Source organism: Burkholderia sp. 10_S31 (genome assembly GCF_056930375.1).
This window is the reverse complement of sequence record NZ_JBXOWK010000003.1, coordinates 3,020,386-3,039,953: the sequence shown is the minus strand read 5'-3', so window position 1 is coordinate 3,039,953 and position 19,568 is coordinate 3,020,386. Positions and strand designations below refer to the sequence as shown.

Annotated in this window: 20 protein-coding genes; 10 read left to right on the top strand and 10 right to left on the bottom strand. The window is 69.8% G+C overall.

Annotation, left to right across the window (positions count from 1 at the left end):
• Window positions 1-57 precede the first annotated feature (57 nt).
• From mug to AC1Z3W_RS34285, 7 genes are all read left to right on the top strand, one after another.
• Entirely contained in the window at window positions 58-606 is a 549-nt protein-coding gene (mug, locus tag AC1Z3W_RS34315) for a G/U mismatch-specific DNA glycosylase (protein WP_483509403.1), read from the top strand.
• Window positions 593-1,216 (top strand): DNA-3-methyladenine glycosylase, encoded by a 624-nt coding sequence (locus AC1Z3W_RS34310; RefSeq protein ID WP_057926541.1) that lies wholly within the window; start codon window positions 593-595, stop codon window positions 1,214-1,216. The genes mug and AC1Z3W_RS34310 overlap by 14 nt, the downstream gene beginning before the upstream one ends.
• Window positions 1,217-1,318: 102 nt before the next feature.
• Window positions 1,319-2,083: a ParA family protein gene (locus AC1Z3W_RS34305; protein ID WP_057926542.1), complete on the top strand. Its 765-nt coding sequence runs from the start codon at window positions 1,319-1,321 to the stop codon at window positions 2,081-2,083.
• Between the two features lie 451 nt (window positions 2,084-2,534).
• Entirely contained in the window at window positions 2,535-3,116 is a 582-nt protein-coding gene (phaP, locus tag AC1Z3W_RS34300) for a TIGR01841 family phasin (protein ID WP_483509402.1), read from the top strand.
• A gap of 268 nt (window positions 3,117-3,384) precedes the next feature.
• Window positions 3,385-4,566: an acetyl-CoA C-acetyltransferase gene (locus AC1Z3W_RS34295; RefSeq protein ID WP_483509401.1), complete on the top strand. Its 1,182-nt coding sequence runs from the start codon at window positions 3,385-3,387 to the stop codon at window positions 4,564-4,566.
• 216 nt (window positions 4,567-4,782) lie between these two features.
• Window positions 4,783-5,526 carry an acetoacetyl-CoA reductase gene (phbB, locus tag AC1Z3W_RS34290; protein ID WP_124833595.1) on the top strand — a complete coding sequence of 248 codons (744 nt, stop codon included), beginning with the start codon at window positions 4,783-4,785 and terminating at the stop codon, window positions 5,524-5,526.
• Between the two features lie 195 nt (window positions 5,527-5,721).
• The gene (locus AC1Z3W_RS34285; protein WP_057926545.1) at window positions 5,722-5,922 is read left to right on the top strand and encodes a hypothetical protein; all 201 of its coding nucleotides are present in this window, start codon (window positions 5,722-5,724) and stop codon (window positions 5,920-5,922) included.
• Between the two features lie 81 nt (window positions 5,923-6,003).
• Here the strand turns inward: AC1Z3W_RS34285 and AC1Z3W_RS34280 are convergent, their stop codons facing one another.
• From AC1Z3W_RS34280 to AC1Z3W_RS34235, 10 genes are all read right to left on the bottom strand, one after another.
• Window positions 6,004-6,324 carry a hypothetical protein gene (locus tag AC1Z3W_RS34280; RefSeq protein ID WP_057926546.1) on the bottom strand — a complete coding sequence of 107 codons (321 nt, stop codon included), beginning with the start codon at window positions 6,322-6,324 and terminating at the stop codon, window positions 6,004-6,006.
• Window positions 6,321-6,854 (bottom strand): hotdog family protein, encoded by a 534-nt coding sequence (locus AC1Z3W_RS34275; RefSeq protein ID WP_057926547.1) that lies wholly within the window; start codon window positions 6,852-6,854, stop codon window positions 6,321-6,323. The genes AC1Z3W_RS34280 and AC1Z3W_RS34275 overlap by 4 nt, the downstream gene beginning before the upstream one ends.
• A complete protein-coding gene (locus tag AC1Z3W_RS34270) occupies window positions 6,851-7,669 on the bottom strand; it encodes a beta-ketoacyl synthase chain length factor (protein WP_483509400.1) in 819 nt (272 codons plus the stop codon). Before AC1Z3W_RS34270 ends, AC1Z3W_RS34275 begins: the two co-directional genes overlap by 4 nt.
• Complete coding sequence (locus AC1Z3W_RS34265) at window positions 7,666-8,886, bottom strand: beta-ketoacyl-[acyl-carrier-protein] synthase family protein (protein WP_124833597.1); 1,221 nt, start codon at window positions 8,884-8,886, stop codon at window positions 7,666-7,668. Before AC1Z3W_RS34265 ends, AC1Z3W_RS34270 begins: the two co-directional genes overlap by 4 nt.
• A gap of 63 nt (window positions 8,887-8,949) precedes the next feature.
• Window positions 8,950-9,843 carry a polysaccharide deacetylase family protein gene (locus AC1Z3W_RS34260; RefSeq protein ID WP_057926550.1) on the bottom strand — a complete coding sequence of 298 codons (894 nt, stop codon included), beginning with the start codon at window positions 9,841-9,843 and terminating at the stop codon, window positions 8,950-8,952.
• The gene (locus AC1Z3W_RS34255) at window positions 9,840-12,320 is read right to left on the bottom strand and encodes an MMPL family transporter (RefSeq protein ID WP_124833598.1); all 2,481 of its coding nucleotides are present in this window, start codon (window positions 12,318-12,320) and stop codon (window positions 9,840-9,842) included. Before AC1Z3W_RS34255 ends, AC1Z3W_RS34260 begins: the two co-directional genes overlap by 4 nt.
• Window positions 12,320-12,976 (bottom strand): outer membrane lipoprotein carrier protein LolA, encoded by a 657-nt coding sequence (locus AC1Z3W_RS34250; protein ID WP_483509399.1) that lies wholly within the window; start codon window positions 12,974-12,976, stop codon window positions 12,320-12,322. Before AC1Z3W_RS34250 ends, AC1Z3W_RS34255 begins: the two co-directional genes overlap by 1 nt.
• Entirely contained in the window at window positions 12,973-13,947 is a 975-nt protein-coding gene (locus AC1Z3W_RS34245) for an LpxL/LpxP family acyltransferase (protein WP_483509398.1), read from the bottom strand. Before AC1Z3W_RS34245 ends, AC1Z3W_RS34250 begins: the two co-directional genes overlap by 4 nt.
• Window positions 13,944-15,704, bottom strand: coding sequence for an AMP-binding protein (locus AC1Z3W_RS34240; RefSeq protein ID WP_175825002.1), 1,761 nt, complete (start codon window positions 15,702-15,704; stop codon window positions 13,944-13,946). The genes AC1Z3W_RS34245 and AC1Z3W_RS34240 overlap by 4 nt, the downstream gene beginning before the upstream one ends.
• A gap of 65 nt (window positions 15,705-15,769) precedes the next feature.
• A complete protein-coding gene (locus tag AC1Z3W_RS34235; RefSeq protein ID WP_124833602.1) occupies window positions 15,770-16,414 on the bottom strand; it encodes a COG4648 family protein in 645 nt (214 codons plus the stop codon).
• Window positions 16,415-16,980: 566 nt separating this feature from the next.
• Between AC1Z3W_RS34235 and AC1Z3W_RS34230 the strand changes: the two genes are divergently transcribed.
• From AC1Z3W_RS34230 to AC1Z3W_RS34220, 3 genes are all read left to right on the top strand, one after another.
• Window positions 16,981-17,265: a phosphopantetheine-binding protein gene (locus tag AC1Z3W_RS34230; protein ID WP_124833603.1), complete on the top strand. Its 285-nt coding sequence runs from the start codon at window positions 16,981-16,983 to the stop codon at window positions 17,263-17,265.
• A 115-nt stretch (window positions 17,266-17,380) separates the two neighbouring features.
• On the top strand, window positions 17,381-18,097 hold the full coding sequence (gene fabG, locus AC1Z3W_RS34225) for a 3-oxoacyl-ACP reductase FabG (RefSeq protein WP_124833604.1): 717 nt from the start codon (window positions 17,381-17,383) through the stop codon (window positions 18,095-18,097).
• Between the two features lie 97 nt (window positions 18,098-18,194).
• Window positions 18,195-19,484 carry a chorismate transformation FkbO/Hyg5 family protein gene (locus tag AC1Z3W_RS34220; RefSeq protein WP_483509397.1) on the top strand — a complete coding sequence of 430 codons (1,290 nt, stop codon included), beginning with the start codon at window positions 18,195-18,197 and terminating at the stop codon, window positions 19,482-19,484.
• Window positions 19,485-19,568: the final 84 nt, after the last annotated feature.

Genomic DNA, 19,568 nt, shown 5'->3' with positions numbered 1-19,568 from the left:
CCGGGTCTTCGGGCCCTTTTCCGTTTACGTCAATGTTCCTTGTGCGCCAGGTAAAACGTGGCTGACGAACTTCCCGACCTCATCGCTCCGAATCTCGACGTGCTGTTCTGCGGGATCAACCCTGGCCTGACCGCGGCCGCGACCGAGCATCACTTCGCGGGGAGAAACAACCGCTTCTGGCGCGTGATCCATCTCGCGGGCTTCACGCCGGCGGAAATTTCGCCGCAGGACGATCACGCGATACTCCGGTTTGGTTGCGGCCTGACGGCGGTGGTGAAGCGGCCGACCGCGAGTGCCAATCAGCTTTCGCGCGCGGAATTCCTCGCTGCGTCTGCGGCGTTCGACCAAAAGGTGGGGCGTTACGGGCCGCGCTTCGTCGCATTTCTCGGCAAGGCGGCGTACGCGGTGCTTTCCGGGCAGCGAGAAGTCGAGTGGGGGCTGCAACCGGCCCGTATGCAGGGGGCGAGGGTCTGGGTGCTGCCCAATCCCAGCGGGAGAAACCTCGCGTTCGGTCTCGACGATCTGGTCGACGCATACCGTCAGCTTCGTTTGCAGGCGAAGGCCGGGTCCGGTCTTCAACCGGAGGGGCGGGATGCGTCACCATGAAAACGCGCCTCGGTGGCCGGGCACCGTGCTGCCGCGCGCGTTCTTCAACCGCGTGGCCACCGACGTCGCCCCGCAACTGCTGAACAAGGTCCTCGCGGCCGCGGACGGCCGGGCCGGACGGATCGTCGAAGTGGAAGCCTATGCCGGCGCGATCGACCCGGCTGCGCATACCTATCGCGGCAAAACGCAGCGCAATGCGACGATGTTCGGGCCGCCGGGGCACCTGTACGTCTATTTCACCTATGGCATGCACTGGTGCTGCAACTGCGTGTGCGGCCCGGACGGCACGGGAACGGGCGTGCTGATTCGTGCGCTCGAGCCGCTGCTAGGGCTCGAACAAATGCGTGCGGCGCGGCCGCCGCAGACGCTTGATCGCGACCTGTGCCGGGGGCCGGCGCGGCTGACCCAGGCGATGGGGATCGCCGGCGCGCAGGATGGTGTCGACCTGATCGGCGCGCACGAAGGGTTCGCGATCGTCGACGATGGTGTCGCGCCGCCCACCGATCTGGCGGGTGGGCCGCGCATCGGCATTCGCGTCGGCAAGGATTTGCCGTGGCGGTGGAGCGTGCCGGGCAACCGGTATGTATCGGGGCCGGTGATGCGCCGTTGATACACATCGCGCCCAATTGCGCACAATTCGACCTGCGTCACGCGACAGCCATTATTGACCGGCTAAGCTTCTTGTTTCGACGTTTTCGAGTGAGGAGACACAATGCGGCGGGTCGTATTCAACCAGAAGGGCGGCGTGGGCAAGTCGACGATCGTCTGCAACCTGGCGGCAATCAGCGCGAGCGAAGGGCTGCGCACGCTCGTCATCGACCTCGACGCGCAGGCGAATTCCACGCGCTACCTGCTCGGGGAACGCGCGACCGACGCGCATCCGGGCGCCGCCGAATTCTTCGAGACCGCGCTGACGTTCAACTTCCGGCCGGTCGACGTCGAGTCGTTCATCCATCCGACGCCGTTCGACGGGCTCGACGTGATGCCCGCGCATCCGGACCTCGACGCGCTGCACGGCAAGCTCGAGTCGCGCTACAAGATCTACAAGCTGCGCGATGCGCTGAACGAGCTCGATGCCTACGACGCCGTCTACATCGACACGCCGCCCGCGCTGAACTTCTACACGCGCTCGGCGCTGATCGCGGTCGAGCGCTGCCTGATTCCGTTCGACTGCGACGACTTCTCGCGTCGCGCACTGTACACGCTGCTCGAGAACGTGAAGGAAATCCAGCAGGACCACAACGCGGCGCTCGAGGTCGAAGGGATCGTCATCAACCAGTTCCAGCCGCGCGCGAGCCTCCCGCAGCGGCTGGTCGACGAACTCGTCGACGAAGGGCTGCCGGTGCTGGCGTCGCGGCTGTCGGCGTCGGTGAAGATCCGCGAGTCGCATCAGCAGTCGAAGCCGGTGATCCATCTCGAGCCGGCGCACAAGCTCGCGCAGGAGTTTCGCGCGCTGCATCGCGAGCTGGTCGGGTGAGAGTGTTGGCGTCGTATCCGGAAATTTATACGATCATTGAATCGTTCATTAATAAACCCGGTAACGATTTCAAAATAAATCTGGAAAAACGATTACATCGGCGGCCGCTCCGTTTTTCAATGCGTACCTCTTTTCTAATGACGGGAATAATGACGAGGTAAATGTTGCAGGGGGTTGGCGGGTCATGCTGTAAAAAGGTAAAAGCCATGTCTGGACAGGGCGTTACAGCAAGGCCCCCAGTGCGTGTGGCCTCCGTGGAGTAGCGGTCAATCCGTTCAATAAGGGTTTTCACCTAGGATTAATGCCATTTAATTGACAATTAATCCATTTAGAATGGCTATCCTCAACTTCTCGCATTCAATAGGGTCTGCGGGATGTCAATAAGGAAGCAGGCCGTCGAACTGACTTCCATTTTTTTGTCGTCTCTCGCATTGCTAACAGGAGCGTGCCGATGTCCGTATTTTCCCCCGAAAAACTCACCGCCGATTATCAGTCCGGAATCGCTGCCTGGTTTGCGATTGCCCGTCCGGCGATCAGCGGTTTCGAGGCCGTCGTCGAACTCAACCTGCAAGCGGCCAAGACGGCGCTCGAGGAGTACGAGGACAAGCTGAAGAACGCGTTCAACGTGAGCAACCCGGCCGCGGGTTTCGCGCAGCAGGTCACTGCGCCGCAGGAAGCCGCCGGCAAGGCCGTCGCGTACGGTCGCCATCTGTTCGACATCGCGGTGTCGACGCAGACCGAATGGGCGAAGGTCGCGCAGGCTCAGTACGAGCAGACCGACAAGCGCGTGAAGGACGTGTTCGGCGAGCTGACGAAGCATGCGCCGGCCGGTTCGGCCCCCGTGGTCGCTGCGTTTAACTCGGCGCTGTCCGCGGCGAGCGCCGCGGCCGACTCCGTGCGCGCTGCGGCAGGGCAGGCGATCGAGGCTGCGCAAAGCGGTTTCGAGGCGGTCAGCGAAACGACGGCGCGCGGTGCCAAGCAGACGGCAGCCGCCGCACGCAAGGAAACCGCTTCGCGCGAATCGGCTGCATGACCGCGTGTCGCGCGCAGGCGCGACACGATTGAACGGCGCCGGCGGGCGCCGGCCGCCGCGTGTGCCGCGTGGCGATCGGCGAACGTCCGGCTCGCCGCAGCGTGCCGGGTACGGCCGGAACATGCGGATGTGCGGCGAGCAGGAGCGCGAGCGTGCAGCCGCATCCCGGGCCGCGCGGCGCTCATGCGCCGCCGTCGGCTGCGCCAAGTCGCACCGGCACCGGCACGCGATACGGATCGACCCACTGATTTCAATGCAGGAACTGAACATGACGGACGTAGTGATCGTATCGGCCGCGCGGACCGCGGTCGGCAAATTCGGCGGCTCGCTCGCGAAGGTCGCGGCACCGGAGCTGGGCGCGACGGTGATTCGCGCGGTGCTGGAGCGCGCGGGCATGAAGCCCGAGCAGGTGAGCGAAGTGATCATGGGCCAGGTGCTGACGGCGGGCTCGGGGCAGAACCCGGCGCGCCAGTCGCTGATCAAGGCCGGCCTGCCGAGCGCGGTGCCGGGCATGACGATCAACAAGGTGTGCGGTTCGGGCCTGAAGGCCGTGATGCTGGCGGCGAACGCGATCATGGCAGGCGATGCCGACATCGTGATCGCGGGCGGCCAGGAAAACATGAGCGCGTCGCCGCACGTGCTGCCGGGCTCGCGCGACGGGTTCCGGATGGGTGACGCGAAGCTGGTCGACACGATGATCGTCGACGGTCTGTGGGACGTGTACAACCAGTACCACATGGGCATCACGGCGGAGAACGTCGCGAAGGAATACGGAATCACGCGCGAGGAGCAGGATGCGTTCGCGGCGCTGTCGCAGAACAAGGCGGAAGCGGCGCAGAAGGCCGGGCGCTTCAACGACGAGATCGTGCCGGTGGCGATTCCGCAACGCAAGGGCGAGCCGCTGCAGTTCGCGACGGACGAGTTCGTGCGTCACGGCGTGACGGCGGAATCGCTGGCGGGCCTGAAGCCGGCGTTCTCGAAGGACGGCTCGGTGACGGCGGCGAACGCGTCGGGCCTGAACGATGGCGCGGCGGCGGTGCTGGTGATGTCGGCGCAGAAGGCGGCGGCACTCGGCCTGACGCCGCTTGCGCGGATCAAGGCGTACGCGAACGCGGGCGTGGATCCGAGCGTGATGGGCATGGGTCCGGTACCGGCATCGCGCCGCTGCCTGGAACGTGCGGGCTGGACGCCGGGCGACCTGGACCTGATGGAAATCAACGAGGCCTTCGCGGCGCAGGCACTGGCGGTGCACAAGCAGATGGGCTGGGACACGTCGAAGGTGAACGTGAACGGCGGGGCGATCGCGATCGGCCACCCGATCGGCGCGTCGGGCTGCCGGATCCTGGTGACGCTGCTGCACGAGATGGTCAAGCGCGACGCGAAGCGCGGGCTGGCGTCGCTGTGCATTGGCGGCGGGATGGGTGTCGCACTCGCGGTCGAACGCGGTTGAGCAGGGCCTGACGATATTGCGCGTGTGCGGCGCGGGCCCGCGCCGCACACGCGCGAAGCAACCTTCGCGCGCAACAAGCAACCAACAACAAGCGTGATGTTCCGGTGCGCTGGCGTCCGCCTCGAGGGCGTCAGTGCACCGCAGCGGTGGGGCGGCAGCATGTGCGATGCCGTCGCCCCGCATTATTGACTACTTTCTTTGTCGGTAACTCATAGGATGACTAAGCGAATTGCAGTTGTGACAGGTGGGATGGGCGGCCTCGGTGAAGCGATCAGCATCCGGTTGAACGATGCGGGCTACCGGGTCGTCGTCACGTATTCGCCGAGCAACACCGGCGCGGATCGCTGGCTGACCGAGATGCACGCGGCCGGCCGCGAATTCCACGCATATCCGGTGGACGTGGCCGATCACGATTCGTGCCAGCAGTGCATCGAGAAGATCGTCCGGGAAGTCGGTCCGGTCGACATCCTGGTGAACAACGCCGGCATCACGCGCGACATGACGCTGCGCAAGCTCGACAAGGTCAACTGGGATGCGGTGATCCGCACCAACCTCGATTCCGTATTCAACATGACGAAGCCGGTCTGCGACGGCATGGTCGAGCGTGGCTGGGGACGCATCGTCAACATCGCATCGGTCAACGGCTCGAAGGGTTCGGTCGGCCAGACCAACTACGCGGCCGCGAAGGCCGGCATGCACGGCTTCACGAAATCGCTCGCGCTCGAGATCGCACGCAAGGGCGTGACGGTGAACACGGTGTCGCCGGGCTATCTCGCGACGAAGATGGTGACGGCAATCCCGCAGGACATCCTCGATACGAAGATCCTTCCGCAGATTCCGGCGGGACGGCTCGGTCAACCCGAGGAAGTCGCGGCGCTGGTCGCGTATCTGTGCTCGGAGGAGGCCGGCTTCGTGACGGGCTCCAACATCGCGATCAACGGCGGCCAGCACATGCACTGACGCGCGGCGGCCCGGGCGGCGTTCGCGCGCGTCCGGGCCGTGCTCCCCGCTGTATCCAGCGCCGGAGCGGCGCGCGGGCGCGGTGACGGGTTACGGACGCAGGTTCGCCGCACAGGCGGCGGGCCGTGTGCGCCCGCGGTCCGGCCACCGTGTCGCGGCAGGCGCGCCGCACCGGCCTCGCATTCCGGAGGAGGCATGGGTGAAACCTGGATGGGACTCGTGATCGGCGGCTCGGCGCTGGCTGTCGCGCTGACGATGGCGATCGTGCTTCACTGGCTCGAGCGGCGCCGCGCACGGCTGCTGCGAAACTTCGATCATCGCGATTGCTGGCTGGTCGCGTACGGCAGGTGTTTCACGCGGGGGCCGGCGCGTCGCTCGCGCAGCCGCGCGCGCTGACGGTGGTGGTGCGGCATCGGCGCGCTCACGCGTCGTGCCGCATCCCCGGCATTCCGTCTGCGGTGCGCGGGCCGCTCACGCTCAATCGCCGCTCTTCTCCGAGCCGCCGCCCGAATCGTTCTTGTGGAAGATCCGCTTCGTCGTGCGCTTGGTGGCATCCCAGCCCTCGCGCGACGCATGCGCGATGCCGTGGCCGACCGTCTTCGCGGCGCTCGCGGTCGCATGACCGAAGCTGCGCGCGGCCTCGCCGGTCTTGTGCGCGGCTTCCTTCGAATCGCGCTTGATGTCCTGCTTCACTTCCGACATGTCCGCGTGCGCGATCGGGCTGATCAGCGCGAGAACGAACGCGGTGCAAATGAACTGACGTGCTTTCACGACGTGGTTTCCTTGGGGCTCATTCATCGGGAATCCGCGCGGCCCGCAGGCGGCGGAACGAGTGCGCCGGCCGCCGATGCATCGAGCATCACCGCGGCGCGGCCGCTGAGCAGCACGCGCTCGCCGCAGCGCAGCGCGAAGCCGTACAGCACGGAGCGATCGTCGCCGCTGATACGCTCGGCGTCGACGATCAGCGGTAGCGAGAACGTGTCGAGCCGATCGACGAACGCCTCCACGTTGCGCACGCTCGCGAGATAGCCGGCGCGCGGCCGCACCTGTTCCGTCTGCGCCTGTTGCGCACCGAGCAGCGCGCCGTGCACGGCCATCGCCTGCGCCGCATATTCGATCCCGCAGACCGACGCGAGCCGGCCGCGCGAACGCAGCGGATTGTGCGGATCGCGGTGGCTCGTCGCGCTGCAGCGGATGTGCGCGGCATCCCATGCTTCGACTCGATCGAGCACGCACATCGTGCCGTCGTGCGGAATGTGCGCAGCGATCCATGCGCGATCGAGCGTCGCTGTCGGCGGCGGCATCGGCGTCGAGACGGGCGCGCTCATCGCGTGTGCTCCGCGGCGGCATCCGGCAGCGCGATATCGACCTGCACGCGCGCATCGTCCAGATAGTCGAGCACGACGCGCGTCGCACGCCGCGCGGCGAGCGCGTCGAGCAGCGGCAGCGCGCGCGCGGCCGGATTACCGGTGCGCAGCGCGTCGAGTTCGCGGTTCGCGAGCGTCGTCGCCGGCGCGTCGGTGAGCTGCACGTCGATGCGCGCGAGCGTGCGTTCGCTGGCGTCGGGAACGAGCACGAGCGCGACGCCGAATGCGTCGACGATCGGCCGCACCGCGCGCAGCGGCTCCGGATAGTCGGTGTCGTAGGCGATCAGCAGGCTCGGCACGCGATCGACCGCCACCTGGCACAGGCTCTCGAGCAGGCCCGCGGCAAAGCTGCCGTCGTGCGCGCATAGCACGTTCGACGTTGCCATCGCGCGGGTCGCGATGCTCCAGTAGCCGGCCGGTGCGTTGTGCACGGAGTTGTGAAAGCGCGTGGGCGACAGGTGGCGATCCTCGCAGGCGAGGGTTTCGCAGATCGCGTGGCAGTTCTGGCCGTCGCCGCCGGACGCGCTGAACACGGTCGCGAGCGTGGCGGCATCGCGCCCGCTCGCGGCCGCCGCTTCGAGCCCGACCGCGAGCGCGACGCGCACGACGGGGCCCGTGCGGCGGCGCTCGGCCGGCGGCAGGCCGGCTGGCGGCGGCAGCACGGTGCGCGCGCTCGCATAGGCCGCGCGGCCCGTGAGCACGTCGGCCGCATGCGGCCAGTCGTTCAGTCCCGGCCCGACGAGGCCGACGCTTTCGATGAAGGCGGTGAGTGTCATGTCGGCTCCCGGCGGGCGTGCTCGGCGCGGCCGAGGATCAGGCTGCAATTCGTGCCGCCGAAGCCGAACGAATTGGACAGGACCGCTCGCACGCGCGCGTCGCGGCTCGCGAGCACGTAGTCGGCGGCAAGCGCGGGGTCGGGCTGCGTGGTGTTGACGCCGGCCGGCACGAACTGCTCGCGCAGCGCGAGCGCGGCGACGACCGCTTCGAGCGCACCGGCGGCGCCGAGCGTGTGGCCGGTCGCGCCCTTCGTCGAACTGCACGGCGTGCGCGCGAGCAGCGCGCCCACGGCGCGGCTTTCGGCGGCATCGTTGCTGGGCGTCGCGGTGCCGTGCAGGTTCACGTAGTCGATGTCGCTTGCATCGAGGCCGGCCGATGCAAGCGCCTGTTCGATCGCGATGCGCGCGCCGAGCCCTTCCGGATGCGGCGACGACATGTGGTGCGCATCGCTCGACTCGCCGATGCCGAGCAGCAGGATCGCGTCGTCGTCGAGCACGGCGGGCGCATCCGGCACGCGTTCGAGCAGCGCGAACGCCGCGGCTTCGCCGATCGAGATGCCGTCGCGCGCGACGTCGAACGGACGGCACGGCCGGCGCGACAGCAGTTCGAGCGAATTGAAGCCGTACAGCGTCGTCAGGCACAGCGAATCGACGCCGCCGACCACGGCCGCATCGATCAGCCCCGCTTCGATCATCCGGCGCGCGGAGCCGAATACCTTCGCGCCGGACGAGCACGCGGACGAGATCGCCATCGCGGGCCCGCGCAGCGCGAAATACGCGCGCACGAACGCGGCCGGCGAATACGGATTGTGCGTGTGCGCATAGCGAAACCCGGCAGGCAGCGCGCCGCTCGCCGGATCGCGCTGCTCGTATGCGCGTTCGGTCTCGAGGATGCCGGACGTGCTCGTGCCGACGAACACGCCGATGCGCGCAGCGCCGTAGCGCGACACGGCCGTCGCGACGCGCGCGTCGAAACCGTCCTGGACGAGGGCGAGTTGCGCGAGGCGGTTGTTGCGGCAGTCGAAGTCGGCGAGATCCGCGCGCACGGACTGTGCATCGACCCCGTCCACCGAGCCGATCCAGGTGTCGAGCTCGGCGCGCTCGAAGTCGCACGGCGTGAGCCCGCCACGCGCGTGGCGCAGCGCGCCGAGGGTCGCGTCGAGGCCGCGGCCGATGCAGCTGGTGGCGGTGAAGTGCGAGAGCAGGAGAGGTTTCACGAGGGTCGCATCCGGTGGCCGGAACGGGCGCCGCAGCGGGGCTGGCGGGCGCGTCGGGCATGGTCAGATTTTATCAAACGGGGTGACCGGCATGCCCGACCGGCCGGGCGGTGCGGGTGGCTCCGGCGCGAGCGCGGCGCGCAGTGTGGTCCACTGCAACTGCGCATCGGCGGCCGCGCGCAGCAGCGCCGGGAGCACGTCGAGCACGACCGGTTCGCCGCGCGCATCGCGCGCCGCGTGGCCGTCGTGCACCAGCAGGATGTCGCGCGGCGCCAGGCCGTTCAGCAGGCGGCGCGTGACCGTGTCCGCATCGTGTGCGCGCGTGTCGAAGCCGCGGCGCGTCCAGCTCGCGAGCTGCAGGCCGAGCTCGCAGAGCACCGGCTCGAGAAACGGATTGCGCAGGCCGGCCGGCGCGCGGAAGAAGCGCGGGCGCGTGCCGGCGATCTCGGTCAGCGTCTGCTGCGCGGCCGTGATTTCGCGCCGCAGCGCGGCGGGGCCCGACAGCGAGAACGTATGCCGGTGCCGCTGACTGTGATTCTCGACCGCGTGACCGCGCGCGACGATCGCTTCGATCCACTGAGGGTGGCGGCGCGCGAGATCGCCGATGCAGAAGAACGTGGCGCGCGCATCGTAACGATCGAGCAGGTCGAGCACGCGCGGCGTGACGTCGGGGTCCGGGCCATCGTCGATCGTCAGCGCGATCCGGCGGCCGGCACCTGTCGGCAGGCGCGTCCAGTTCGGTCCGAGCAGCGCGCTGCGCGGCCACAGGCCGGCGGCCGTCAGCGCGAGATGCGACGCGACCACGCCGCCGGCGGCCCACGGCCAGGCGGCCGGCCGCGCGACGACGGCCGCGAGCGCGAGCGCGTGCAGCGCGGCCGTGCCCGCGATCAGCGGCGTTGGCTTCCAGCGGCGCGGATCGCCGGGCTGCCGTGGCGGGGCGGACGATGGCGCGTTCATGCGCGACCTCCCGTCGGATCACGATGCGGGCGGCTCGCGGCCGCGGCGCGCGGCGCGAGGATCGCCGCGAACGCGAGCGCGAGCATCGCGCCGGGGCCGACCGTCAGCCCGAAGGTTTCGAGCAGCGGCACGCGCGACAACGCGAGCAGGCCGAAGCCGGCGACTGTCGCGAGGTTCGCGATCAGCAGCGACACGAGCGTGTACGGTGTGACCGGTTGCGCGGCGTCGCGCTTGCAGAAGAACAGCGCGTAGTTCGAGCCGACCGCGACGATCAGCAGCATCCCGACGAGGTGCAGGATCGTCAGCTGCACGCCGGCGAGCGCGAAGCCGGCCGTCACCACGAGCACGGCCGCGATGAGCGGCGCGAGCGCGCGCACGACGCGGCGCGGCGAGCGCAGCGCGATCAGCAGCAGCACGGCGATCGCCGCGAAACCTGCTAGCGACAGCCGGATGTCCTCGTGCACGTAGTTCACGTACAGGCGGTCGGCCTCGGCCTTCATGTCGACGAACAGCGCGTCGGGTACGCCGGCGCGCGCGACGGCCGCGCGGATCGGTGCGGCGTCGAGCGCAGGCGCTGCCGCCGACGCGCTGCGTGCGGCATCCGGCGCGCGCAGCGGCAGCATGGCGCTCCAGCGGCCCGCGCGCTCGGTCAGCAGCGCGTCGACGGCGAGCGCCATCGACGTGCCGCGCAGGTCCGCACGCGTGAGCAGCGGCGCGTGGCGCGCGGCCTCGACATCGGCGATGAACGGTGCGAACAGCTCGGGCCTGACCGAGATCGGCTGGTTCGCGACGGCCGCGCGCATGCGCGCGGCAAGCACGTCCGCATCCGGCAGGCTCGCCTGGCGCGCGCGCTGCGCGGCGTCGCTCGGCAGGTAGCGCGCGGGACTTTCGAAGCCCGCGAGCGCACCGCGATCGACGAGCGGCTGCAATTGCGCGGCGACCTGCTCGGCGCGCTCGAGCGCAGCCTGTTCGGTCGGCGCCGAAATCACGACGAGGTAGCGCACGTCCGGTGCGCCGACATCGGCGCGAAGGCGCGCGTCGAGTGCCTGCGCGCGGGCGGGAACGGGGCTGAGCGCGGCGAGCTCGCGGCTCCACAGACCGTCGCGATGCAGCACGAGCGTCGCGCATGCGGCGAGTACGAGCACGGCGAGCGGCCAGCGCAGCCGCGGCGCCGCAGCGGCCGCCCGCGCGAGCACCGCGCCGACGCGCGACACGTCGCGAATCGCGACGTCCTCGCCGCGCAGGTGCGGCAGCACGAAGCGCGTGACGAGCGCGGCGGCCGTCAGCCCGACGATCGAATACAACCCGAGCTGCACGAGGCCCGGAAAGCCGGAGAACAGCATCGACGCGAAACCGCACACGGACGTCAGCACGCCGAGCCGGATCGTCGGCCAGTACGCGGCGAGCCACGCGCGCGTCGCGTCGGCGGGCCGCGTGGCGCCGCGCGAGCTGGCCTGCGCCGATTGCACGAACAGGTAGATCGAATAGTCGACGGCTTCTCCGATCAGAGTCGTACCGAAGCCGAGCGTCAGCCCGTGCACCGTGCCGAACGCGACGCTGACCGCCGCGATCCCGGCCGCGATGCCGGTCAGCACCGGCAGCAGCCCCAGCGCGAGCGTGCGCGGCGAGCGGTACAGCGTCAGCAGCAGTGCGATGATCAGCACGACGCTTGCCGTCGACAGCCGCTCGACGTCGTGCCGGATCGTGTCGCGCGTGTCGACCGAGAACACGCCGGGGCCCGTCATCGCGAGCGTGTACGCGGCCGGGTTCGGCAGCGTCTGCGCCGCGGCGGAGAACGCGCGGCGCACCGCGTCGATCGCGCGGGCCTGCGCGTCGGTATCGGCGCCGGCAGCGGCCGTCTGCACGACGAGCACCGCGCGCGTGCCGTCGCGCGACGCCCACACGCCGTCGCGCATCGCGGGCTGCGCGCCGCTGTCGAGCCGATCGACGAGCGCGGCCACTTCGCCGGTCGGGTCGCGCGGCAGCATCGCCTTCGCGACGAGGCCCGCCGACGAGCTCAGCAGGTCGAGGCTGTCGCCGAGCGCCTGGTGCAGGCCGTCCGCGCTGAAGCGCTGCGGCGTGACGGCCGGGCTCAGCAGGTAGCGATGGTCGAACACAAATTGTTGGTCGCGCGCGTCGTTCACGGCCTCGCCGTTGTTGATCGCCGAGAATTGCCGGTCGGCGCGCAGCGTGCCGGCGACGCGCCGCGACAGCGCGGCACGCGTGGCCGCATCGCCGCCGTCGATCGCGACGAGGATCAGCCGCGACACGATGCCGTCGCGCAGTTGATCGACGAGCACGCGCTGCCCGGCGCTCGGCGCGCGCGGCAGGAACGCGGACAGGTCGGCCATGAAATTCGCGCGGGCGATCGCGATCCCGCATGCGACGAGCGCGAGCAGCCACACGAGCACGGCGCGCTGCCGCAATGCGGGCAGGCGCTGCGTGACGGATGCGGGCGGCCGGGTGCGTTCGTCCATCAGTTCGCCGGGACGGGTTGCAGGCGCATCATCGAATGGTCGCCGTCGGCCTGCCGGATCGCGACACTGCGCAACACGTCGCGCGAGCCTTCGAGCGTGATCGTGCTGACGACCTTCAGCATTCGCGAGTCGAGCGGCGTGAGCGTCAGCGTCCAGTCGTCGCCGCAACCGGCGAGCGCGACCTTGTAGACCTGCTCGAGCGCGTAGCGGTTGCCGGCGAGCGTCGCGCGAATGCTGTCGATGAACGCGCCGAGCTCCGGATATCGGGCGAGCGCGAGCGTGTATTTGCGGTTGTTGCGCTCGACCGTGAGCATGTCGCCGTCGACGACGAGATGTTCGGGCTTCGGGTTCAGCGTGTGCTTCTCGAGATGGTCGGGCGCGACGAACACCAGCTCGCCCGACGATTCGACCGGTTGCGTGGCGATCGACAGCGTCTTCGTTTCAGTGAACGTCGCGCGTCCGGACTTGTGCTGCGCGAGCGTCGACATCAGCCGGTCGAGGGTCCACGCCGAACCGGTGTCTGCCGCCTGCGCGGGCAGGGCGAGCGCGACGGCGGTCGTGACGGCGAACATGCGCGCGGCGCGGCGCAGCGCGAGCGGGGACGACAGCGGGAGCATCGGCAAGAACATCGGCAAAAAGCGGCGAACGGCGGTCATGCGTCGGAATCCCTCGCGGCGGACAGGTCGGTGCACGCACGCGCATCGTCGCGGCGCGCGGCAGCCTCGCTGGTCTGCCAGAAATCGAAATAGTTGAACCAGTTGTACGGTGCCGCGCGACAGTACCGCTCGAGCAGCGCGACGTAGCGCGCGAGCGCCGCGTCGACGGCCGCCGCGCGTGTGTCGCGACTCACGCCGGAGAAATCGGCGAGCGTCTCGAAGTGCACATCGTAGCGGTTGCCGTCGCGATAGAGGCCCGTCATGAACAGCACCGGGCGCCGCAGCATCGCGGCCATGTACAGCGGCCCGAGCGGGAACGCGGCCGGCGTGCCGAGCAGCGGCAGCCGCCGCAGCGACGCGGCCGCGTCGTCGAGCAGCGTGCGGTCGGCGAGCATCCCGACCATGCAGTTCGCGTCGAGACGCTCGCGCACCTTCAGCATCGAGTCGACCTGCCCGAGCGGAATCACTTCCGGCTTCGCGGCCGGATTCACGGCGGCGAGCGTCGCGTTGATCTTGCGCGCGTTCTCTTCGAACATCGTGACGACGACGCGCAGGTCCGGACGCGTGCGGCCGATCGCACGCACGACTTCGAAGCTGCCGAGGTGTGCGCCCATCAGGAATGCGCCACGTCCGCCGGCGAGCGCGTCGTCGACGCGCGTTTCGCCGTGCAGCCGGATGTCGAACAGGTCGAAGCGGCCGTTCATCAGGTAGATGCGGTCGTGGATCGTCGCCGCGAACGTGAACACGTGCCGGTACACGTCGCGCCAGCGCGCGGGACGGCCGAGCACGCGGCGCAGGTAGTCGCGCGACGCCGCGCAGGCGACCGGCGAGAACAGCACGAAGTAGATCGCGATGGCGTGCAGCACGACGCGCGACGGCCGCCGGCCGAAACGCAGCGAGATCCAGGTCATCGCACGCAGCAACGCCGCGTTGCTGCGTTCCTGGCGCTCGGCCCACGCGGTGCGCTTCATGGCTGCGCGCCGTCCGGTGCGGCCGGCGGCGCGGACAGCACGCCGGTCGCGACCTCGCGTGCGCCGGCGCGCAGCGTGAAGCGAATCGAACCGCCGGCCGCCGCATCGAACGCGAGATCGAGCGGTTCGCCGGGCGCGACCGGGCTCAGGAATTTCGCGGAAGCCAGGCGCCAGGTATCGAGCGGGCGATTCAGCGACGCGCCAAGTGCGGCGATCGCGTGATCGAGCAGCACGACACCCGGCACGATCGGATGACCGGGGAAATGACCGGGCAGCGCCGGGTGATCGGCGGGAATCGTGAACGCGAGCGGCGCATCCGTTTCGCCGCGATCGGGCAAGTCGGCCGCGGCGACGCGCGTGTGCCGTGCGACGAGCGCGGCGAGCACGTCACGCGGCAGCTTGCCCGTTTCGTTGCGCGGCAGTGCGTCGACGAACACGAGCGGACGCGGCATGAACGCGGGATCGATCCGTTCGCGCAGCGCGCGCTGCAGATCGGCCGCGGCGAGCGTCGGTGCGACCACGAGCGCGACGAGGCGCGTGACCGGTTCGCGGGCCGCATCGGCGTCGGCCGGTGCGGCTTCGTCCGGCATGAAGAACACGCCGTCGACGACGCCGGCGATCGCGTTCAGCTGATGATTCAGATAGGCGAGCGACGTGCGCTTGCCGGCGATGTTGACGAGGTCCGCCTTGCGGCCGTGCAGCAGGAACCGGCCGTCGCCGAGCAACTCGAGCGCGTCGCCCATCGGCACGGGCGTCTCGACGTGTCCGCCCGACGCCCACACGGTCGGGCCGCCGTCGTCGCCCGCGGCGTCGCGGTCCGGCGCGTCATGCGCATCGCGTGCATCGAGCCGGATGTCCGGAAACAGCTGCCACGTCGCGCCCTGCGACGTGCGGCGCGTCGCGATCTGGCCGGTCTCGGTGCTGCCGTAGATCTCGACGAGCGGCGCGTCGAGCGCGGCCTCGGCTTCGCACGCGAGTTTTTCCGACAGCGGCGCGGTGGCCGACAGCACGAGCGCGGCCGGCGGCAGCGCGTGGCCGGCCGACAGCAGTGCGCGCAGGTGGATCGGCGACGTGACGAGCACGCGCGGCTGCGGGATCGCGTCGAGTTCGTCGCGAATGTCGACCGGGTAGAACGGCTGGCGGTTGCTGAACGCGAGGCCGCCGATCAGCGCGAGCAGCACCGTCGATTCGAAGCCGTACATGTGCTGCGCGGGCACGGTGCCGATCAGCGTCGCCGCGCGGCCGTCGAGCAGGCCGAGGCGGTCGGCCGCCGCACGCACGCAGCCGACCAGGAAGCCCCAGGTCTTGCGGTGCGGCACCGGCGCGCCGGTCGAGCCCGACGTGAACACGTACGCCATGATCCGCGCCGCGTCGATCTGCGGCACCACGCACGGTGCGTCGTCGGGGAGGTCGCCCGCGGCGGCGTCCGGATACGCGAAGCGCGGCAGGTCGATCGTGCAGTCCGGCGCGTCGTGCAGGCAGAACGCGTCCGGTGCGAACGACGCGAGCTGGCGCACCATCTCCGGGGTATGCGTCGACGGCAGCAGGCTGATCCTGCCGGCGACGAGTGCCGCGCACAGGCTGACCGCGAAGCGGTAGCGGTCGCGACACACGTTGAACACGTGGCCGCCGGCGGGCAGCGCGGCGGCCACGCGCGCGACGTCGGCGACGAACGCACGCACGGTGACGGGCGTGCCGTCGCGCCAGGCGATCGTCTGGTCCGGCGAGGAATGGAATACCAGCGGGTGAGTCGGCATAAATCGGCTAAAGCGGGAAGCGGTTGCCGGCGCGGCCGCGATGCGGCGCCGCGCCAGCTGTGAATTCATCGTGACGGCTGCGTCGACGCGCGGTACGCGCGCACCGCATCGACCATCCGCGGGCTTGCATCGTGCGGCAGCGCGAAGCGCCGGTACGCATGCTCGGCGGCGAACATCACGGCGACGAGCGGCAGCGACAGGTAGTTTGCGAACGTCGACCACGCGACGATCGGCGCGGTCGCGAACATCAGCGTCGACACGGCGGCGATCGCGACGAAGAACAGCGTCCACGCGAGCGTGATGCGCCGCGTGTAGCGCGCGACGGCCGGCGTGATCGAGCCGTGGATCATCGTTGCGAAACGCGTGCAGAGCGGCACCTGGCCGGCCGCGAGCGTGCGGCCGAACAGCAGCGCCATCGCGAGGTTGAAGCTCGCATGTTCCAGATACAGGCCCCATTCGAAATGGCGCGCGAGCGGGATGCGCGCGGCCCACAGCGCGACGGCGGCCAGCAGCCACGCCGGCACGAGCCATGCACGCCGCGGCGAGCGCAGCGCCGCGCCGAGCGCGAGCAGCAGCGGTGGCACGAGCGCCATCGCGAGGCCGAAGCCGTGCGCGCCGGGCGTCGCGGCCGCGTAATGCGCGCCGATCTGGTACGCCGCCACCGCGGCAAGCGCGCCGACGCCGCGCGCGATGCCGAGCGGCGCGCTCATCGCGGCGCTCCGGGCGCGCGACATGGGCGCGCGTTGCCGCCGGCCGCCGCGGCACGGCGGCGATCGGGCGGGCAAACCGGGGCGAGGCAATCGAACGGGCGCGGCATGGCTGCTGGAAACATCGGGCGGATCGGGGGCCGGACGCGTTGGTCGGGCTGTCAAACATCAGATGAATGGCGGCCGGGACACGTGTTCCGGCCGGCTGTCGTGCACGCTCATTTTAGGGCCCCGGCGCGGCGGTTCGAGGTGGGTGCAGCCGGGTTTTGTAACCGAATGTATGGCAGCGCACTGAAGCTTTCGCGGCGGCGATCCATTTCCATCCGAAGCGGCTCAAGCGTCTGCTGCGATCGGGTCCCGAAACCGGCCGCGGCCGGGGCCCTTCAGTCTGTAACCATTCGCGGTATACGCGCCGATACCCATCGTCTAGAATCCGCGTAACTTTTACAAATGATCCCCAATAACGCAGGCGGGGAAGCCGGCAGACGCCGGAGGGACGGAGATTCGCGCGCGTTTCGCACGCGCCGGGCGTGCACCGCGGTTGCCGTTTCCGGGCGCCTCCCGCTGCCATGGGCCGCCTGCCCGCAAGCATGATGAACGAACTGGAACAAGAGCTCGCCTCGCTGATCATCGGCGAACTGAATCTCGAAGACGTCCCGCTCGACACGGTGACGGCCGGGACCCCGCTGTACGGCGAGGGCTTCGGGCTCGACTCCATCGACATCCTGGAAATCGCGCTGCTGATCTCGAAGAAGTATGGCTTCGAGCTGCGCTCGGACAATCCGGACAACCAGAAGATCTTCGCGACGCTCGGCGCGCTTGCCGAATACGTCGCCGCGCATCGCACGAAGTGACGGCGGCGCGCACGGGCGCGACGCGGCACGCGGAGGATTACGGCATGCGGCGGCGGTCGCTGGACGATACGCCGCCGCGTCGATCGAGGTGAAACGCGATGAACGGAGCCATTCGATGCGGGCGCTCGTAACGGGCGGCAGCGGCGCACTCGGGCAGGCGATCTGCACGACGCTCGCGCAGGCCGGCCACGAAGTCTGGGTGCACGCGAACCGGAGTCTCGCGCAGGCGCAAGCTGTCGCGCAGCAGATCGTCGCGGCCGGCGGCACCGCGCATGCGATCGCGTTCGACGTGACCGATGCCGATGCGACGCTCGCCGCGCTCGCGCCGTTCATCGACGACGCGCCGGTGCAGATCCTCGTCAACAACGCGGGTATTCACGACGACGCGCCGATGGCCGGCATGTCGCGCCGGCAATGGCAGAGCGTGATCGACGTGACGCTCAACGGTTTTTTCAACGTCACGCAGCCGCTCTTGCTGCCGATGATCCGCACGCGACGCGGTCGGATCGTCAACATCGCGTCGGTCGCCGGCGTGACCGGCAACCGCGGACAGGTCAATTACGCTGCCGCGAAGGCGGGGCTGATCGGCGCGACGAAGTCGCTGTCGCTGGAGCTCGCGTCGCGCGGCATCACGGTGAACGCGGTCGCGCCCGGCATCATCGAATCGCCGATGGCCGAACACGCGTTTCCGGCCGAACGGATCAAGCAGCTCGTGCCCGCGCAGCGCGCGGGCCGGCCCGACGAAGTCGCGGCGATGGTCGCGTATCTGGTATCCGATGCGGCCGCGTATGTGACGGGACAGGTGCTGTCCGTCAACGGCGGGCTTGCATGACGACGCGCGCAGCGTCGGCTTGAGCCGAAGCAACGGCGCGCAACGCGGCGCGCGGCCGCGGTGCCGCGAGCCTGCGCCGCATAGTGAGGAAATCGAAGTGTCAGTGCATCCAGTCGACGCCGAACGGCGAACGTGTTCCCTGTCGTCCGCCACGACCGCGGTCGCGCATGGACACATGGCCGCCGCGCCCGCCGCATCGCATGCGGGCCTCTCGCACGCAGCAGACGGCGGCAACCGTGCGCTGCGACTCGTCCGGATCGATCATGCGCGGCTCGTTGCGCTGCTGCACGATGCGCAGCAGCGAGGCGACGCATTCGGCGACCTGTTTCCCGGCGCGCTGGGTGCGGTGTGCATCGGCGCGTCAGACTCGCCGGCTGATGCGATGGCACGCATGCTCGCCGTGGCCGCGCCCGACCTGCCGATCGCACCGGTGCCGATGGCACTCCTCGACGCCGGCGGCCACGCACGCGCCGGTGCGGTATGCGAAATCTGGCAGTGCGGCGCGCACGACCTGCGCAGCGCGCGACGCGGCGCGCTGCAGTATCGCTACAGCGAAGCGGCGGGGCTCGTGTTCGGCAGCATCGTCGTGCAGGAAACGCAAGAAGCGGCCGACGTGGATCGCGACGGCGGCACGCCGCTCGAACGGGCGACCTACGCGGCCTACCGCGCGCTGTTCGACGTGCTCGATACGCTCGGGCTTCCGCATCCGCTGCGGATCTGGAACACCGTACCGGCGATCAACGCGCAGGCGTTCGGGATCGAGCGCTATCGTCAGTTCAATATCGGCCGGCAGCGCGCGTTCGATGCGTGCCGCCGCGCGCTGACGGGCGGCGTGCCGGCCGCCTGCGCGCTCGGTTCGGTCGAGCCGGCTGCGGGCGATAGGCCGCCGGCCGCGCCGCTCGCGATCCATTTCATCGCGAGCCGCACGCCGGCCGATCCGGTCGAGAACCCGCGCCAGGTCAGTGCGTATCACTACCCGGCCGAGTACGGTCCGCGTGCGCCGACGTTCGCGCGCGCGGCTGCATGGACGGGCGGCGATGCGGCACCGCTGCTGTTCGTGTCGGGTACCGCCAGCATCGTCGGGCACCGTACCGTGCATCGCGGCGACGTCGTCGCACAAACGCGCGAGACGATCGCGAACCTGGCGGCGGTCCTCGAGCAGGCCGCGCGGCAGGGGCACGGTCCGTTCACGCTAGCCGACCTGAGCTATCGCGTCTACGTGCGCGACGCCGGCGATGCCGCGGCGCTCGCCGCGATCGAACGCGCGCTGCGCGCGGCGGCCGGCTCCGGCGTGCAGGCGCTGTTCGTCCACGCGGACGTGTGCCGCGACGATCTGCTGGTCGAGATCGAGGCGAGCGCCGGCCATCCGCTGGAGCAACTGTCGTGAAGCGCGCGGGCCTGTCGCTGCGCGAATCGTCGCCGCATGCGGGCGGTGTCGACGAAGCCTGTCGGCGGTCGCCCGCAGGTCATA